Genomic DNA, 18867 nt, shown 5'->3' with positions numbered 1-18867 from the left:
TCCTTTTAATTGAGTCAGATAACTGGATAAGGGGACCAAAACGGACGGGGCAACGCAGATAAAACGGGTATAACTGAGCAAGGAGGGGAAGTCGCGGTGGTGGTATTGCCAGATATGCTCCAAATAAAAGTTTTTAAAATCACGGTAATGCGACCGCTGAAAGAGGATTAAAACTGTCATGATTTCACTGGGATACATGTGGCCTTGTCTACGGCGCAGGCGGTATCCGTTATCGAGACAAAACGGCTCCCACTGGGGGATGAAAAGACGGCAAAAGTCGTCGACATCGCAGAAAATTTCAACTAACTTGTCCATGGCCTGTTCCTCCCCGGAGTCGTTTTAGGCTTTCACCAAAACTTTGCTCCTGGAACAGGCCTCTCGTCAATTTATTATCCAGAATTCAGGTTATTTAGCACCACCAATTGTCGCCGTCATTCTTATCTGGCGGTTATCGGTAATTTCAAGATTGGAAAGTACAACCAATCGAGGCAGTATACGGCGTAGAAAACGTGACAGTAATGGGCGCAGCGCATGGTTGACCAACAATACCGGTGGTGCTCCCAGCATTTCCTGACGCTCCAGTGCTTCTGCCGCCTGGCGCTCCAGACTTTCAGCCAGTCCCGGCTCCAGTCCGCCACCGCCCTGTAATGCCTGAAGAAGAATACGCTCAAGGTTTGCATCCAATCCGATGACTTTAATTTCATCCACGCCAGGGAACCATTGCTGAGCAATTGCTCTACCCAATGAAATTCGGATGGCAGCTGTCAGTTCGTAAGGGTCAGTCTGTACCGGTGCATGTTCCGCCAGCGTTTCAATAATGGTTCGCATATCACGGATTGGTACTTGTTCCGCCAACAGGTTTTGCAGAACCTTATGTAAGGTCGTCAGGCTGACAACATCAGGGATAAAGTTTTCTGTCAGTTTCGGCATTTCCTGACTTACACGTTCAAACAGTTGCTGTGCTTCATGCCTGCCGAACAGCTCACTGGAGTGCTGAGACAATAAATGGTTAAGATGTGTCGCCACAACCGTACTTGCCGCCACCACGGTATAACCCTGTACCTGAGCCTGTTCCCTTAAACTGTCATCAATCCAGACAGCAGGTAGACCGAAAGCAGGATCTTTCGTCAGGTCACCCTGTAAATCACCGACTGCTCCGCCCGGATTAATTGCCAGCCAACGTCCCGGATGGGCTTCACCACGACCAATCTCTACCCCTTTCATCATGATGCGGTAGCTTGCTGGTGCAAGTTCAAGGTTGTCACGAATATGGACAACAGGTGGTAAATAACCCACTTCCTGTGCGAATTTTTTTCGGATACCACTGATACGGCCAAGTAACTCGCCATTCTGACGAAAATCAACCATCGGGATCAAGCGATAACCGACTTCCATTCCCAGTGGGTCTTCCAACTGGACATCAGACCATGAAGCTTCAGCGGTTTGCTGTTGCTCTTCCACCGCTTTCATCTCTTCATGTTGTGCCGTAAGCGGATCTTTATCCTTACGTAGCAGGAAGTAACCGACTCCCGCTAATGCAGCCGTGAACAACAAGAAGACAAAGTTAGGCATTCCCGGAACTAAACCCAGTAAACCTAATACACCCGCACTCAACATTAAAACTTTAGGATTGTTGAAAAGCTGAGTCACCATCTGCTGACCAACATCTTCGTCAGTCGCTACACGGGTAACGATAACACCCGCAGCGGTAGAGATGATCAGCGCCGGTAACTGGGCAACCAGACCATCACCAATGGTCAGCAATGTATAGGCTTCCGCAGCATCACCCAGACTCATATTGTGCTGGGCAACACCAACAATTAAGCCACCGATGATATTGATCACCAGAATCATTAATCCGGCAATGGCATCTCCGCGTACGAATTTACTCGCACCATCCATTGAACCGTAGAAATCGGCTTCTTGTGTCACTTCTGCACGGCGTTTTTTCGCTTCATCTTCACCAATCAATCCGGCATTCAAATCAGCATCAATCGCCATCTGTTTGCCGGGCATTCCATCAAGTACAAAGCGTGCACCGACTTCGGCGATACGCCCCGCACCTTTGGTGATTACCATAAAGTTAATCAGGATAAGAATGACAAACACAACAATACCAATGGCAAAGTTACCACCGACAAGAAAGTGGCCGAAGGCTTCTACCACCTGCCCTGCCGCCGCTGATCCGGTATGTCCTTCCATCAGAATGATACGCGTAGAAGCAACGTTCAGCGACAGACGCAATAACGTCGAAAACAGCAAGATCGTCGGAAAAGCAGCAAAATCCAGTGTCCGACGCGTAAACATCGCCACCAGCAATACCATGATGGAAAGCGCAATGTTGAATGTGAACAGGAGATCGAGCAGGAATGGTGGTAACGGTAGTACCATCATCGACAGGATCATGAGGATCAGTACAGGCCCCGCAAGCATTTGCCACTCGGAACCTTTCATATTCCCCGGTAAACGATTCCCTGATAAACGTAATAATGAGGCCAGATTAGCCATGACGATTATTTTCTCCAGCAAAATCCAGTGCTGGCGGCACTGGCAGATTTTCAGGTGTTTTTGGTTTCAGGCCACCTTCCCGTTTCCAACGTTTCAATTGGTAAACCCAGGCAAGCACTTCAGCAACGGCAGCATAAAGTGCTGCCGGAATAAAGCCCCCCACTTCAGCATGGCGGAATAACGCCCTTGCTAACGGAGGTGCTTCCAATAACGGAATTCGATTTTCCGCACCAATCTCTTTGATACGCAAAGCAATAAGCCCAGCCCCTTTAGCCAGTACTTTAGGCGCGCCCATTTTGTTACTGTCATACTGTAAAGCTACTGCGTAGTGAGTCGGGTTCGTGACAATGACATCCGCTTTCGGCACATCCGCCATCATGCGCTTACGTGCAGCCGCACGCTGCTGTTGGCGAATCCGCGCTTTTACATGTGGATCCCCTTCCTGCTCCTTAAATTCATCCTTGATCTCCTGACGGGTCATTCTCAGTTTTTTCAGGTGGCTGCGGATCTGATAAAGCACGTCAAACGCCACCATCGGTATCAACATAAACAGCACAATGTAGCCTGCAAAAATCAGCATCATCATGGCATCACTCAATGCCACCAGCGGTGGTTGAGTCGTCAGGTTCAGCATGGCAGGCCAGTTCGCCCAGATAAATAGTGCGGCTCCTCCTCCTACCAATGACGCTTTCAGAATTGCCTTGAACAACTCTGCCAACGCATTCATGGAGAAGATCTTCTTCAGACCCGCAATCGGATTCAGTTTAGTCAGATCAAATTTGATGGATTTCGAACTGAATATCAGCCCGCCCATTAACGTTGGTGCGCTCAGGGCAATCAAAACCAATCCGGTAAACACAGGCAATACTGCCCAGACAGCCTGTTTCAACAAGCGACCTACCTGTTGCACCATCTGTTTATCATTACTGACCATGTTATGGTCAAAATTAAATCCTTCGAATACCATCAATGAAAGTTCGTGAGTGAGTGATTGTCCGCTCATCCAGAGCAAACTGACACCTCCCGCTAACATCAGGATAGAAGTGAGTTCCTTCGAACGCGCTATCTGCCCCTCTTTTCGAGCTTTTTCCCGTTTATGGGGCGTGGGTTCTTCGGTTTTTTCGAGATCGCTATCTTCAGCCACAGCTTTCCTTGGTGAGCATTCGTTATTGCATGCAGGAAATTTGCCCTTAACAAGCTTCAGCAAAGGGCAAATAAAATATTGCTAAGCATGACAAAAGCGGCGAAATTCAATGGCGGGAACACTGCGGAATTTGCGGGGATATTTGGGGCATTATACGCCCCATGAATTAAAAGTATTCAGTGCAGCCAATAAGGTAAGAATTTCGAAGGTGGCAGATAGATGAAATTCACACCTTACTGACTGTAAAACGCCGTGCCCATATCAAAATCATAACTAGTACGGCCAGTGGTAAACCGTGGAATATGATAATGACGCTGGAAGGTGGCAACCAGACGTAGAACGGTGCGACCAATAGCATTCCTATCCCAAAACCTGTCATTTGCAGTAAGGTCAGAAGACTGAAAATGGGCAATCGCAGACTTTCTGGTTCACTTTGTGCCCGGGAAATTAAACTCACTTCTGCAACTCCATCTCCAATACCTGCCCAGCCTGCAAACACCAGCAACCAAAGCTGGTCAGTTTGTTGAAACGTCAGGATAAAGCCCGTTGACATCAATGCAACACCGAGAAAAAACAGTTTTTCCATTTTCAATAAGTTGCGACTACGTAGCAAATAACTGGCTAAACGCGCACCACTGAATTTTCCCACCGCCCACGTTGCCAATAACAGGCCCATTGCCGTACTGGCATTATCCGGATTCAGGAGTTTGGAAATGATAGGAAAACCGACGTTATGGGCAGCACTGCCCAGCGTATCCGCCAGACTGAGAAATAACATTCCGGCCAGTATCGGTGCTCCGCGTAACCCAAAACGTAATTCTCGCCATTCGTTCCCCAAGGCCCGTGATCCCTGTGACTCAGGTTTGGTGAGAAAACGTAGTGGCATAATCAATATTGCCGCCACCAGATAGGTAATAATATTGACAATAAAAACCATTTCGTAGCCACTGCCGGCAACCAGTAGACCGGATATCAGACTGCCAAGCACTGCGCCGGTAGCCGCAACAGAAGTCAGCCAGGAATTCGTTGATATACGTTGTGAAGCACATACCCAATGTGGGAGCTGGCTGTTTAACCCGATGGCAAACATTGAGTTACCCAGCCCAATCCCAAAAGCAATCGCCGGTAAGATCAATAATTGCTGTGAAACCGGAATTATCAGTAACAAACACAGCAATAAAACCCGCAATAAATCGAAACAAACCAGCGGCCATCGCCCAGCATATCGCCGGAAAAAAGGAGTTCCAATTAAACTGGCAATAACCCCACCAGCAACACGACAAGCCAGAAAAATACTGACGTGCATGACACTGTTACTCAGCAGGTAAACGTAGGTGGATAACGCCACCATATTCAGAAATGCGCCAAAATCAGAGACAAACCTCGCACTCACGATAAATAACGCATTACGGCCAGACCAACGCACATTCAAACTATTTTCCGGACTTAACATTATTATTAGCTCTCTTATTATTCAGGAGACTGTCGGAAGGTGACCAACAATAAATCCCGAAATGCCTCAGAGGTAGGAGATATTTGCCGAACATTGCTTGCCCGATGATAAAGTTGTTTGTCATCTATTGCGAGCGTTTCCAGAAATTGAGTCATCGCTGTTTGCAGTAAAGGCGGGGCTTCATCGCTACTTACATGAACCTCAGAAATCACAGGAGCAATATTATTGCCCTGAATAAAATGCATAAAAATCCACTCCTGCCCATCCTGATGAATACCGGAAGTCGTCGGGCTCTCTTTACCTGACAAGGCTTTGACCCGGAATTGGTGAATATCAATTGAATAGCGATAACCTTTTACTAATCGTTCTCCTAAGATAGCAATATTCGTTGAAAGAATATGTTGCATAATAGGATGGTTAATAAACCCTTCTTCCACATAACTAAGCTGGTTAGCTCCTTTTGTATATTCAACGTCATAGATGACTGATGAACGATATTCACTGTCTCGGTTAAGTCGCAAAGGATTTTCCATGCCGGGATAATAATAATGGTAGCCTTGATGTATTCTATGGACTGCCGGAAGGAACTACGACCTGCGTTGGATTTCTCTGAATCAACTTTCAATGTTCGCAGGGCTTCAAAACAGAACTGACAGTAGGAATTACAGGCAGTTACCATGCGCAAAATGACTCGATTGTCATATTTATGCTGGCAAATAGGAGTTTTCATTTCATGATTCAGTTCCCAGTTTTCTGATTCCCCATCATAACCATTCAGCTTTTCTTCACTCCAGAATGGAACAACTTGCCGCCATAACGGGCTTGTGGTGATATCGTCAGACTGGCTGGTGACTAAAATACGACGCGGATAATAAGGGGTGATCTGCATCTTTTGCCCCTGTAGATTTTGTTGAATACGCTGGGTTATTTCTTCGCTCCATCCGCCACAGGCTAAACGTAAAGCTTCTTCATCACGGATGGCATTTTTTTGCTGCCAGCGCCAGTCAATCCAGTTTTCAGTTGAAGTAGTCAGAATTTGCTGAGAATGAGGTACGACATGGCTATATTTCATTATTATTGCCTCTAATTTTCATTATTATATTAATTGCATTAATTGCGTACCTCTCATAAATAGCATACTCCCATATCTCAATCTGTGCGTTAGACCTGATAACGCTAGGCTGGAGATATAGGAGCAATTTCAATTTATAGCTTTTACTTAATAATTATTAATCTGTTTTCATTGCCGTTTTAATTTCAATGCTGCTTGCCTTAATCTCAAGGCTGTCTGCATTCACATCATGAATATGGTCTTTGGTCAGGCGGTATACCACCGGGCTTAACAGGGCAATCGCAATTAAGTTAGGGATAGCCATCATTGCATTGAGTGTGTCGGCTAATAACCACACTAGACTCAGTGACTGAGTCGCGCCAATTGGCAGGGCAATGATCCAGACAATACGAAAAGGTGTAATGGCTTTCGTTCCAAATAAGTACTGGATACATTTTTCACCGTAGAAACTCCAGCCTAAAATAGTCGTGAAGGCAAAAATGGCCAGAGCAATCGCAACAAGGTAGTGCCCCCCCGGAATCACTGCTGAAAAAGAACTCGCTGTTAGTGTTGCGCCGGTTTCACCTGTCAGCCAACCACCGGTAATGACAATTGTCAGCCCGGTAATGGAGCAAACTACAATGGTATCGATAAAAGTACCCAACATGGCGATCAAGCCCTGCCGGATAGGGTTTTGCGTTTTTGCTGCAGCGTGAGCGATAGGCGCACTTCCCATACCGGCTTCGTTAGAGAATACACCACGGGCAATACCAAAGCGGATTGCAGCCCAGACTGCTGCACCGGCAAATCCACCCTGTGCCGCAACAGGCGTAAACGCAGACTTAATGATCAAAGCGAATGCTTCCGGAATAGCGGTCACGTTAAGCCCCAGAACGATAATTCCGATCCCCAAGTAACCGACGGTCATCACAGGAACCAGTTTACCTGCAACATCAGAAATACGCTTGATGCCACCAATCAATACCGCACCCACCAGAAGAACCAGTGCAACGGCCGTAATGGCTTTATCAATACCAAAGCTACTGTGTAGTACTTCAGCAACCGAGTTGGCCTGTACTGTATTGCCGATACCAAAACCGGCCATACTGCCAAACACGGCAAATAACGTTCCCAGCCAGACCCATTTTTTCCCTAATCCATTTTTGATGTAGTACATGGGGCCGCCCACGTAGTTGCCGTTTTTGTCTGTTTCACGGTAACGCACTGCCAGCACAGCTTCAGAATATTTAGTCGCCATTCCTACCAATGCTGTCATCCACATCCAGAACAGTGCACCCGGCCCCCCCATGACAATGGCGGTTGCTACCCCGGCAATATTTCCTGTACCGATTGTTGCGGATAATGCGGTCATTAAGGCATTAAAAGGTGAAATCTGCCCTTCGCCACGTTGTTTGTTTTTTTGGAAAAGTAATTTGAAACCTGTTCCTAGTTTACGGATAGGCAGGAAAGACAGGCGGATTTGCATGAAAATACCAATGCCCAGAAGACCAATCAACATTGGTACTCCCCATACAACCCCGTTTATTGCACCTAACCATTGTGTGATCAGCTCCATATACAACCCTCGGAATTATAAATAACAAGTTAGCAACAAAATTGTTTCAACTAAATAAAGAGCATTTTGAGAAAATAATCGAGAACTAATTGCTCACTCTTGTTAATAAAACTTAATACTGTGAGTATGATCACCGAGTCAGGCGGCATGTTAATGATTTTATTTATTACTGTCCTACGTCATAACAAAATCAAGGACAAAGCACTATTTTGTGAATTTTTATCACGTAATTTGGTAAATTTTAGGTTTTTATAATTGAAAAGTCGGTATTATTTCCTTCTGAATAGTTCATTACATAATTAAGGATTATCCGTGGCAAAAATTGGTTATATCAGGGTATCAACAAGTGACCAGAATAGTGATTTACAAAGAAATGCATTAGCCAATATCCACTGTGAAATGATTTTTGAAGATAAAATCAGTGGAAAAACCGCCAATCGTCCAGGATTAAAACGTGCATTGAAGCATCTGAAATCTGGCGATACGCTGGTTGTCTGGAAACTGGATCGTCTGGGGCGTAGTGTAAAAAATCTGGTAACATTAATTTCAGAACTGAATGAACAGGGAATTCATTTCCAAAGTCTGACAGATAGTATTGATACCAGTACCGCTATGGGACGTTTTTTCTTCCATGTGATGAGTGCACTGGCAGAAATGGAACGTGAGTTGATCGTCGAAAGAACAAATGCAGGCTTGGCTGCGGCCCGGGAACAAGGGAGGATCGGCGGACGACCTGTCAGATTTGCCGAAGAAGATCGGCAACAAGCCGCCAGATTACTGCATAAAGGCCATACCCGAAAGCAACTATCTATTATTTATGATGTATCACTGTCAACCATTTATAAATATTTACCCGTGAATTTAGCCTCTACGTCAACCCTTTCAGAGTAAAAACTACGGCTCTGGCTAGCGGCGCTGTAAAAAATCGTTGATAACACTCACCCATTCTGTTGGGTTTTCCAACGGAACAGCATGACCACTCTTCACTTCCCTGTACTGGCTATTTTTCACATACCGATGAACTGCTCGTACCAGATAAGGCGGGATAAGCGTATCGTGACTTAAGCCGATAATTAATGTGTCTTTATTTATCCGGGTCAGGTGATCCTCGATATTAGCTGATAATCCCAGAGCTATGCGTTTGTCCGTCTCTTTTTCTGAGGGTCTGGCACAGATTTGATTGAGAGTATCCTGCCCCAGTGATGAAATAAATTCCGGGCTAAGAACATGGGATAAGCCAAAGGCAGTTGCTAAAGCCTGATCACTGTTTTCCAGTTTTAACCAAGTTGTGAACATTAACCTAAAATAGGGATCGTCATTGGTTGCCCACGGAGCAGTCAATACCAATCGGTTCACTAATTGTGGATGAGTCGCGGCAACAACCGCAGCAACCACTGCTCCCAAAGAGAATCCCACTAAATCCACAGGCTCATCGCTACTGTCATTGATAACTGCGACTACTTGCTCTGCAAGGTGTTCAATCGTCAGCTCACCGGATGGCAGACTAGAATTACCACAGCCTGCATAGTCGGGGATAATAACTGCCCGGTCACGATTAAATGGAGTTTTTATCTTTCCAAAACTACTATTTCCATCGCTATTTGTACCATGCAGAAACATCACTGGATTCTGGGAATTTTCCTGATTTTCACTAAAGTCTTTACGATAAGAAACAAATGAATTTGCCAGATGGATCGTTTTTTCGATCGTATGCACTGCCTATTACCCCGCCTAAATTTAAATGATGCTGTTTTATACTCTAAATCAATGAGATAACACTGTGATCTATTCCCAAATCCAGCATATTGGGTATTACTTTGTTTCAGATGATAAAAGAATGCATCATTGTCTACTTTTGGCAGTTTTAACAGGCAATAAAGAAAAAATAAAATCTACACCTCCATTCAGGTTCAGCGTACATGTCAATTCACTCCGGGATTAGCTGTGGTTATTACAACTAAAACAAATGAAACCCGTCTTCAACCAAACGATTAACCCACGTCGTTGTTTTTTATTTCCGAACAAATGACCACATCTCACCGACTCAGTTTGTTGACAAAATCGATACTTCACTTCTACCGTCGCCATCTTATTTCTTTCCTGAAAAAATGAGGGATATACAGGGGGAGCAACAAACTGAATGCATGATCCAATTTTGCACTACAAGTTCGGTTCCTGAAATTTATACGCTGTTATGTTGAATCGGGTTCAGCCCCGCGACTGCGTCGGCATGGGGCGTCCGAACCCGATTTACACATAACGATATTATGCGCACCTGTGCGCATACCATCAGATTTAATTACTTTGCTGATTCTTTAACTCTATCATTTTGTTTATTTCTTTTGCGTTCCAGCTAGGTCCTGTATAGACGCTATGATGCTGGCTGTACCACCATTCAGGCATCGTATCTGGAAACATTGTGTAATTGCTATCAGCGCACGCAGATAGCAAAGCGCTAATAGCAAAAATTGCTGTCACTTTTAATGATGATAATTTTTTCATTTGATTAACATTATAGTTTGTTTTTGTTGGCACCCACTCTGGTTATTATATCAAAGCGACATTGGTTGAAATTCGCACCTTGAAATCCATAATTGAATTGGGCTGTTTTCCCCACAGACAATACAGCACCTTAGGCAACCCCCGTCCTGTACTACGGGGGTTGCCTAAGGTTATCTTCGGGCTTTCAGGTGAACCTGAACAAAACCTAACTGTTTTTCTAGGGGCCGTGGATGTTTTGTGAAGGAAACTTGGACGGCATAATAATCTGGTATCATAGTTTTCGCAAAAAAACTGCTACCTTGAAACCACTATGCCAAGAACTATGTTACCAGCTCCTTTGCGGAATAAGCTATTTTTATTTATGCAACAAAAAAGAGCACCGTCTTACTTTCACCGCATGAGAACGGGGTTCCCGTGACGGGACACTTCCTTGATAAATTTGGAAAATGGAATACCGTCAGCGCCATATCTTCCAAGCGTAACAGTTTCACGTCGTCCGTTAATTCGGTAATCATAACGAAACGAGACTGTACCTGCTTTTGTAACGGCTACATAGAGTCCGTCACGGTCAGAAATCTTGTATAATTTATCGGTAGGTTTGAGGTTTTTTAACTTGGTGATAGCAGCATCCTTTTTATCTTTCTGATACCGTCAATTTTACAAAAAAACCTGACGGTATTTTGACTCATCAGAGATAAAGTATATTACGATACCGTCAATAATCGCATGCTGATATGGTGAGGCTTGGTGAGATTTGGGGATGAAAAGACCCTGAAATCAGGGTCTTAATTCAGAAATCATGATGATTTGGTGAGGCTTGGGAAGGCTTTATATCATTCCCACTCAATTGTTGCTGGTGGTTTGCCGCTGATGTCATAGACTACACGCGATATCCCGCTGACTTCATTGATGATACGGTTTGATACACGGCCAAGGAAATCATATGGCAGGTGTGCCCAGTGTGCAGTCATAAAGTCGATGGTTTCTACTGCACGTAGGGAGACAACCCAGTCATATTTACGTCCATCACCCATTACGCCGACAGAACGAACTGGCAGGAATACGGTAAATGCCTGGCTGACTTTGTTATACAGATCAGCTTTATGCAGTTCTTCAATGAAGATGGCATCAGCGCGACGCAGCAAGTCACAGTACTCTTTCTTCACTTCACCCAGTACACGTACACCCAGACCCGGGCCCGGGAATGGGTGGCGGTACAGCATATCATATGGCAGGCCTAGCTCCAGACCGATGCGGCGAACTTCGTCTTTGAACAGCTCTTTCAGAGGCTCAACCAGACCCAGAGCCATATCTTCAGGCAAACCACCCACGTTGTGGTGAGATTTGATTACATGCGCGTTGCCTGTCGCAGATGCTGCTGATTCGATAACATCCGGGTAAATCGTACCCTGTGCCAGCCATTTAACCTGAGTTTGTTTTGAAGCTTCTTCGTCAAACACATCAATAAATACGTGACCGATGGTTTTACGTTTAGCTTCAGGATCATTAATTCCCGCCAATGCGGAAAGGAAGCGATCTTCAGCTTTAACATGGATGATGTTCAGGTCGAATTTACCCTCGAACATGTCCATCACCTGATCCGCTTCATTCAGACGAAGCAGGCCGTTGTCTACAAATACGCAGGTCAGACGCTTACCAATTGCGCGGTTCAGCAGCAGCGCTGTTACTGAGGAATCGACACCACCAGACAGAGCAAGGATAACTTTGTCATCACCGATCTGCGCACGCAGACGCTCTACGATATCATCAATGATAGATGCTGGTGTCCACAGGGCTTCACACTGACAAATATCCAGCACGAAGCGTTTCAGGATGTTCAGACCCTGATGAGTATGAGTCACTTCCGGATGGAACTGTACACCATAAAAACGTTTTTCTTCATTCGCCATAATGGCAAATGGGCAACTATCAGTGCTGGCTACGGTAGTGAAGCCTTCCGGAATGGCAGTAACTTTATCGCCATGACTCATCCACACATCCAGTACCGGTGTACCTGATTCATTCAGTGCATCCTGAATACCGCGGAACAGTTCGCTATCACCTTTCAGCTCAACCTGAGCATAACCAAACTCACGCTCATTAGAGGTAGAAACTTCGCCACCCAATTGCATAGACATGGTTTGCATGCCATAGCAGACACCCAATACCGGCACACCCGCGTTGAACACATATTCTGGCGCACGTGGACTGTTGTTCTCAGTTGTGCTTTCCGGGCCACCAGAAAGAATGATGCCGCTAGGGTTAAATGCACGGATTTGTTCTTCAGTGACATTCCATGTCCAAAGTTCACAATAAACACCGATTTCACGGATACGGCGAGCAATAAGTTGTGTATATTGCGAGCCAAAATCAAGGATCAGAATGCGATGCTGATGGATATTAGTTGTCATTAGAGGTGAATTCCCAAAACAAGTGGCAATTAAAAAATAAAAAAATCAGTGACCCGCTATTGCGAGCCACTGTGTAAGTAAATTACAGACCTAAACGGTAATTTGGTGATTCTTTCGTGATAGTCACGTCATGAACGTGACTTTCCTGAATACCAGCGCCACTGATACGAACGAATTCTGCTTTAGTTCTCAGTTCATCAATCGTAGCGCAGCCTGTCAGGCCCATACAGGAGCGTAGTCCACCCATTTGTTGGTGAACGATGTTTTTCAGCAATCCTTTATAAGCAACACGGCCTTCGATACCTTCCGGTACTAATTTATCTGCCGCATTATCAGTCTGGAAGTAGCGATCAGAAGAACCTTTGGACATTGCGCCCAGAGAACCCATTCCACGATAGGATTTGAATGAGCGGCCCTGATAGAGTTCAATTTCACCCGGAGATTCTTCTGTACCTGCCAGCATTGAACCCACCATCACACATGCAGCACCTGCGGCAATCGCTTTAGCGATGTCGCCAGAGAAGCGGATACCACCGTCAGCAATAACCGGTATCCCTGTTCCTTCCAGTGCTTCTACTGCATCAGCAATCGCGGTAATTTGTGGTACACCAACACCGGTCACGATACGGGTAGTACAAATAGAACCAGGGCCGATACCGACTTTAACGGCATTCACACCTGCTTCTACCAGCGCTTTAGCGCCTTCACCGGTTGCTACGTTACCACCAATAATTTGCAGATTAGGGTATTTAGCGCGGGTTTCACGGATACGCTGCAAAACACCTTCAGAATGACCGTGGGATGAGTCAATCAGCAACACGTCTACACCAGCAGCGACCAGCGCATCAACACGCTCTTCATTGCCAGCACCGGCACCAACAGCAGCACCTACACGCAGACGACCCTGCTCATCTTTACAAGCGTTTGGCTTACGTTCTGCTTTCTGAAAATCTTTCACTGTGATCATGCCGAGCAGATGGAAGTTATCATCAACAACCAGTGCTTTCTCAACGCGTTTTTCGTGCATTTTCTGCAATACTACATCGCGAGCTTCGCCTTCTTTTACCGTCACCAGACGCTCTTTTGGTGTCATTACTGCGGTAACTGGCAATTCCAAATCTGTAACAAAACGCACATCACGGCCAGTGATGATACCTACCAGCTCGTTAGATTCTGTTACGACAGGATAACCAGCAAAGCCATTACGCGCAGCTAATTCATTAACTTCACGCAATGTTGTTTGTGGCGTTACAGTGACAGGATCGGTGACAACACCACTTTCATGTTTTTTCACGCGGCTGACTTCTTCAGCCTGACGTTCAATAGGCATGTTTTTGTGAATAAAACCAATTCCCCCTTCCTGTGCCAGCGCAATAGCCAGAGAAGATTCCGTCACGGTATCCATTGCTGCTGAGAGCATAGGCACGTTCAGGCGAATAGTAGATGTTAATTGTGTGGACAAATCCGCCGTGTTAGGCAGAACTGTAGAATGGGCAGGAACCAACAGAACGTCGTCAAAAGTTAATGCTTCTTTTTTAATTCGTAACATGAGCAATATCTCACCAAGCTATGGGGCGTCAATAAGGGATAAAATATTGCCGCGGCATTATACAGGCCGTAATCGGTTGCCTCCAGCATTTTCTGAAAAAATTTCTTGATTAGTGGTGGCGAGCAGTTATCATCAGTCAATTAAGTCCTTGTTTTAAAATTTGATCTAGCTCACATGTCACTGCCAACCAACACTGGAATTTTTTCTGTTAGCCGTCTAAATCAGACGGTTCGTCAGCTATTAGAGCTGGAAATGGGTAAAATTTGGCTCAGTGCCGAAATTTCTAACTTCTCCCAGCCTTCGTCCGGTCATTGGTATTTCACGCTGAAAGATGAGCGGGCACAAATCCGGGCGGCGATGTTCCGTAGTTACAATCTGCGGGCAACCTTCCGGCCACAAAACGGTCAGCAGGTATTAGTTAAAGCACAGATCACTCTGTATGAGCCACGGGGTGATTATCAGTTGATTGTGGAAAGTATCCAGCCTGCCGGTGATGGGTTGCTGCAACAACAATTTGAAATTTTAAAACAAAAACTCACCGCTGAAGGGCTATTTGAGCAGATTTATAAAAAATCACTTCCCTCGCCTGCAAAACGACTTGGTGTGATTACTTCAGCCAGTGGTGCTGCGTTACACGATATTCTGAATATTCTGAAACGCCGTGACCCTTCTCTACCCGTTATTGTTTACCCTACCGCAGTTCAGGGAGCAGAAGCACCGCTACAAATCATTCAGGCGATTGAATTAGCTAATATCCGGCAGGAATGTGATGTTCTCATTCTCGGGCGCGGTGGTGGCTCACTGGAAGATTTATGGTGTTTTAATAATGAACAGGTGGCACGGGCGATATTCCACAGCCAAATTCCTGTCGTCAGTGCCGTCGGGCATGAAACTGATGTCACCATTGCAGATTTCGTCGCTGATTTACGTGCACCCACTCCTTCCGCTGCGGCTGAGTTGGTGAGTCGCAATCAACTTGAGCTGCTGAGACAAGTTCAATCCCTGCAACAGCGCCTCGAAATGGCAATGGATTACTTCTTTGCCCAAAAGCAACGTGTTTTTAATGGATTACACCACCGCCTCCAGCAACAAAGCCCTGATTTACGGCTGGCACGTCAACAAAATCGTTTATCTGAATTACGTCAGAAATTAATTGACAGTTTACTACGTCATTTAAAACAGAATTCTGCTGCCAGTGAAAAATTAATTCAGCGTCTGTTACAGCACACTCCTGAGCAGGAGATACGACATTATAGCCAGCATATTCAACGAATTGATTTTCGCTTAAAACAGGCAATTGAACGGCAATTATCCCGCTATAAAGAGAAATTCGCTGTTTCCTGCTCGCGCATGGAAGCTGTCAGCCCACTGGCAACCTTGAGTCGCGGTTATAGTATCAGCGAAACACCGGATGGGAAATTGCTGAAGCAAATTAAGCAGGTAAAAGTGGGCGATTCACTGAAAACACGAGTACAGGATGGCTGGGTTGAGAGCCGGGTGACACAAGTACAGAAAGCCAGTAAGAGAAAAAAATAAATTCACATTATAATTTTTAAATTAATAAGGGGGTTATATTAAAATCCCCTCCCTTATTATATCCCCCCCTATTTTGTCACTTGATGAATGACATCTTTACTCTACACTTAATTATATAAAGAAATTATTTTCATTAAAAATAATCTTGTTAAAAAACACTATTTTTGCGTCCGCTATATTTATTTCCATAACAGCAATATCTTGGTTTTAAATATTTATGATAATAACTCAGTAATATTAAACATAAAATAAAGAGGTTCTTATGAACGACATAACATCTCAAACACTACAAAAAATCAGTAAAGAAGCTTTAGATGATATAAAAAAAACCTTAGATGATTTATCCATTCTAGTTAAAGATATAGTAAAAACGTTGCAAGATGCTAATATTATTTCTGCTCACACAGGGAAAATAATATCAGCCTCTCTACAGGGATTAATTAATCTTATAAGGGATGTTGTATATGCATTACTTTCTTAAAATTAAAATAAAGAGAGATTATTATGGAAGAGATAAAAAATGAAAAAACATTTTTATTAGATCCAAACATAAAAAAAGACATTTTAAATACACTCGAAAAAGCAGAGGATTTATTAAAAGAAATTCTGACAATCCTTAAAAAGGAGGAGGTTATTAGTGAATCAGGTTTTATTCAAGGAGATAGAATAATTAAATTAATTATAACCACAATTGAGATTGCATTGAACTATATTTAACAGGATCATTAAAACATCCGTCGCAATTAAAAACAATAATTAAATTTAAATATATTCAATCATTATTTTTAATAATTATTTAATGTTTAATTTTTTATGAATCACTCTGGAATTCTATTCAGAGTGATTCATATATTATTTTTTTAAAGCTCTATCAGAAACGAATTTCAGCACCCATTACGTAGGTTCTGCCGCGGGCGGTTTGAGTTACAGCTCCATCCTGCGTCATATTTGGTGAAGCACTCATGCGATTCATAGCATCCGCATAGTTTTTGTTAGCTACATTCTGTACTGATAATTTAACAGATATATTTTTATTGATTTTATAATCTGTATATAAATCAATAATAGTAGGTATCTTATCATCTTCTACCATTTTTACTTTATTACCATCTTCCGGATCAAGCTCTAATTCAGGATCCTGACTATAAGATTTACCTGTATATTTCACTATTGTACCAATACGAATTTTTTCTTCTAGTAAACGAACTCCAGTATCTAATGTCATATAACGTTTTGGCAATTGAGAAGCAGGACTTGCACCTAACATGATTGACGAAATTGAAGTAGGCTGCTGTGTTTTTTGCTGGCTGTAAGCTAATGAACTGTAGAATATACCAGAATCATAATTCGCTGAAAGTTCAAAACCTTTCATAATTACAGGCGTTATACTATTAGTATACATTTGCATAACAACATTCACATTAAGTGCATCTTCCTCCTCTTTTGTCAGATTATCGTCAAGTTTGCAAAACCTTTTTTCAGTACAAAGAGCATACTGATCGCTACTGATATAATTTTTAATTTTTGTATGGAAAAATGTTGATTTCAGATGAAACGTATCTCCATCAACAATTAAATTTGGACGATAGCTATTAAAACCAATTTGATATGTATCTGCTATTTCCCCTTTTAGGAATGGGTTTATAGCTGCCCCGGATTCACTAGGATATAAAGCTTCCTGTACATTAGGTGCACGCATTGAATGAGAATAGCTTACAAATGGTTGAAATATAGGATTAATTTCTGCTGATAATAAAATACTCGGATTAAACCCACGTGATTTAATATTTAATTGTGCTTCTCCCTGAGGAAAACAATTTACTCGTTCATCACAAGCTGGTTTTCTTCCCTTTAAACTAGAATCTAAATAGCTTAGTCCTAAATCGGCAGTATAAATACCACGTTCTATTTTTAATCGACTATAAATACTTTTTATATTTTGATTTCCATTTGGAGAAAAATGATTGTTTTCTTCTGTGGATGGAATCTCGTCGCTAAGATCTATACCTGTTTTTTTATTATATTCAGATTTCATTAACTTACTGCCAAGAGTAAATGAAAAATCCGTATCAACATAATTAAACCGGCTGGTGTTCTTAATATCAATAGCATCAGACTTATTGTGTGATCTACTTGCTCCTAAACCAGGTATAGCATCACGCTTAATATCTTGAGTAGAGCGGCCAGTACTAAGCAATATTTTAGCATCAATTAACTCACTAAATGGTGTAAAATGATATTTTAGATAATAATCATAACTATCAATATGCCGTTTAGTAAATTTATTATGATAAAAACGTCCAGATAATTCCAAATCATGAAAATCATTTGGCCTAATATTTAGTTTCATCAATTGTGAGTTGGGTTTCTGCTTAAATGTCTTATCCGTACCAAACTCTTCACTGCTTATCCCCATGCCATTTTTATAATGCGCATCAATACTATGACCACTCATAGCAAGCATAGCGCCAATGGAACCTTCAGAGCTGAATGCCTGTGTTTTCCCTGCAATAGCAACCATACCATTTTTACCTAACCCATTAGTACCATAGGTTGATTTAGTGCGTACACCCAGTTTATTACCTTCAAAAATAACATCATCAATGCCAATGGTACGAAAGTTAGCACTTCCCGCCAAGGCATTGACGGAATCCGAATCGTTAGCCTGTCCACGGTCAATATCTGTCCGAATAATAAAATTAGGATCAATCAAAGCACCAGTCTGGTTATAAGGCTGTGCCCCGTGTGAGAATTCACTTGGTGCTATACCATAAAAGCTTTGGCTTACCCCATCTACCATCATATTAACGCGACCAAAACCACTTAACCCGCGGATATTCACAGCTATCGTTCCTTGACTCACATCCATCTGGGTATAAGTCCCCGGTAAACTACGTAATACGCTGTCCATCGATTCCAGTTTATTATCTTCTCCCACAGAACTATAAGCACCGGGTTTTTCCATGGCTTCAATTTGTGGCCTGTTTTTATTATCCTGAGAACCAGAAACTTTTAATGGGCTGAACCGCATGACTTTTTGGTTTTTATTGTCATCTGTGTTTTCAGCGTAAGCGATTCCCTGAAGCCCGATAAATACCGCACTGGCTCCGGCTATTTTTGCCATGATTTTCATTAAT

Annotated in this window: 14 protein-coding genes and 2 pseudogenes; 4 read left to right on the top strand and 12 right to left on the bottom strand. The window is 43.4% G+C overall.

Going from position 1 to position 18867, the window contains the following annotated elements; translation table 11 throughout:
- From AACS92_RS09205 to AACS92_RS09175, 6 genes and pseudogenes are all read right to left on the bottom strand, one after another.
- Window positions 1-315, bottom strand: a pseudogene (locus tag AACS92_RS09205) (IS982 family transposase); the annotation flags it as partial.
- A gap of 90 nt (window positions 316-405) precedes the next feature.
- Window positions 406-2391 carry a flagellar biosynthesis protein FlhA gene (gene flhA, locus AACS92_RS09200; protein ID WP_369800397.1) on the bottom strand — a complete coding sequence of 662 codons (1986 nt, stop codon included), beginning with the start codon at window positions 2389-2391 and terminating at the stop codon, window positions 406-408.
- A gap of 109 nt (window positions 2392-2500) precedes the next feature.
- Window positions 2501-3652 (bottom strand): flagellar biosynthesis protein FlhB, encoded by a 1152-nt coding sequence (gene flhB / locus AACS92_RS09195; RefSeq protein WP_099110913.1) that lies wholly within the window; start codon window positions 3650-3652, stop codon window positions 2501-2503.
- Between the two features lie 226 nt (window positions 3653-3878).
- Window positions 3879-5105 (bottom strand): MFS transporter, encoded by a 1227-nt coding sequence (locus AACS92_RS09190; RefSeq protein ID WP_099110912.1) that lies wholly within the window; start codon window positions 5103-5105, stop codon window positions 3879-3881.
- A 17-nt stretch (window positions 5106-5122) separates the two neighbouring features.
- The gene (locus AACS92_RS09185) at window positions 5123-5638 is read right to left on the bottom strand and encodes a 2OG-Fe dioxygenase family protein (RefSeq protein WP_099110911.1); all 516 of its coding nucleotides are present in this window, start codon (window positions 5636-5638) and stop codon (window positions 5123-5125) included.
- A 696-nt stretch (window positions 5639-6334) separates the two neighbouring features.
- The gene (locus tag AACS92_RS09175) at window positions 6335-7732 is read right to left on the bottom strand and encodes an alanine/glycine:cation symporter family protein (RefSeq protein ID WP_099110910.1); all 1398 of its coding nucleotides are present in this window, start codon (window positions 7730-7732) and stop codon (window positions 6335-6337) included.
- Between the two features lie 312 nt (window positions 7733-8044).
- On the opposite strand from AACS92_RS09175, the gene AACS92_RS09170 reads away from it, so the two are divergent.
- On the top strand, window positions 8045-8623 hold the full coding sequence (locus AACS92_RS09170) for a recombinase family protein (protein ID WP_099110909.1): 579 nt from the start codon (window positions 8045-8047) through the stop codon (window positions 8621-8623).
- 15 nt (window positions 8624-8638) lie between these two features.
- Here AACS92_RS09170 and AACS92_RS09165 read toward each other — a convergent pair whose 3' ends face one another.
- The 5 genes and pseudogenes from AACS92_RS09165 to guaB form a co-directional block, all read right to left on the bottom strand.
- Window positions 8639-9448: an alpha/beta fold hydrolase gene (locus tag AACS92_RS09165; RefSeq protein WP_241537983.1), complete on the bottom strand. Its 810-nt coding sequence runs from the start codon at window positions 9446-9448 to the stop codon at window positions 8639-8641.
- Window positions 9449-10027: 579 nt separating this feature from the next.
- Window positions 10028-10234, bottom strand: a complete 207-nt coding sequence (locus AACS92_RS09155) for a hypothetical protein (protein WP_141554489.1) — start codon at window positions 10232-10234, stop codon at window positions 10028-10030.
- 423 nt (window positions 10235-10657) lie between these two features.
- Window positions 10658-10855, bottom strand: a pseudogene (locus AACS92_RS09150) (Arm DNA-binding domain-containing protein); the annotation flags it as partial.
- A gap of 212 nt (window positions 10856-11067) precedes the next feature.
- Complete coding sequence (gene guaA / locus AACS92_RS09145; RefSeq protein ID WP_099110908.1) at window positions 11068-12645, bottom strand: glutamine-hydrolyzing GMP synthase; 1578 nt, start codon at window positions 12643-12645, stop codon at window positions 11068-11070.
- Window positions 12646-12727: 82 nt separating this feature from the next.
- A complete protein-coding gene (guaB, locus tag AACS92_RS09140) occupies window positions 12728-14194 on the bottom strand; it encodes an IMP dehydrogenase (RefSeq protein ID WP_099110907.1) in 1467 nt (488 codons plus the stop codon).
- 174 nt (window positions 14195-14368) lie between these two features.
- On the opposite strand from guaB, the gene xseA reads away from it, so the two are divergent.
- From xseA to AACS92_RS09125, 3 genes are all read left to right on the top strand, one after another.
- A complete protein-coding gene (gene xseA / locus AACS92_RS09135) occupies window positions 14369-15730 on the top strand; it encodes an exodeoxyribonuclease VII large subunit (RefSeq protein WP_099110906.1) in 1362 nt (453 codons plus the stop codon).
- Between the two features lie 262 nt (window positions 15731-15992).
- A complete protein-coding gene (locus AACS92_RS09130; protein WP_099110905.1) occupies window positions 15993-16211 on the top strand; it encodes a hypothetical protein in 219 nt (72 codons plus the stop codon).
- Between the two features lie 23 nt (window positions 16212-16234).
- Entirely contained in the window at window positions 16235-16447 is a 213-nt protein-coding gene (locus AACS92_RS09125) for a hypothetical protein (protein WP_099110904.1), read from the top strand.
- A gap of 154 nt (window positions 16448-16601) precedes the next feature.
- Here AACS92_RS09125 and AACS92_RS09120 read toward each other — a convergent pair whose 3' ends face one another.
- Window positions 16602-18863 (bottom strand): TonB-dependent receptor domain-containing protein, encoded by a 2262-nt coding sequence (locus AACS92_RS09120; protein WP_099110903.1) that lies wholly within the window; start codon window positions 18861-18863, stop codon window positions 16602-16604.
- Between the last annotated feature and the right edge of the window lie 4 nt (window positions 18864-18867).

Origin of the sequence: Xenorhabdus sp. KJ12.1, from assembly GCF_963876495.1 — a bacterium.
Lineage (GTDB): Bacteria > Pseudomonadota > Gammaproteobacteria > Enterobacterales > Enterobacteriaceae > Xenorhabdus > Xenorhabdus stockiae.
The sequence above is the reverse complement of the archived record's forward strand: the minus strand, read 5'-3'. Positions and strand labels throughout refer to the sequence as shown.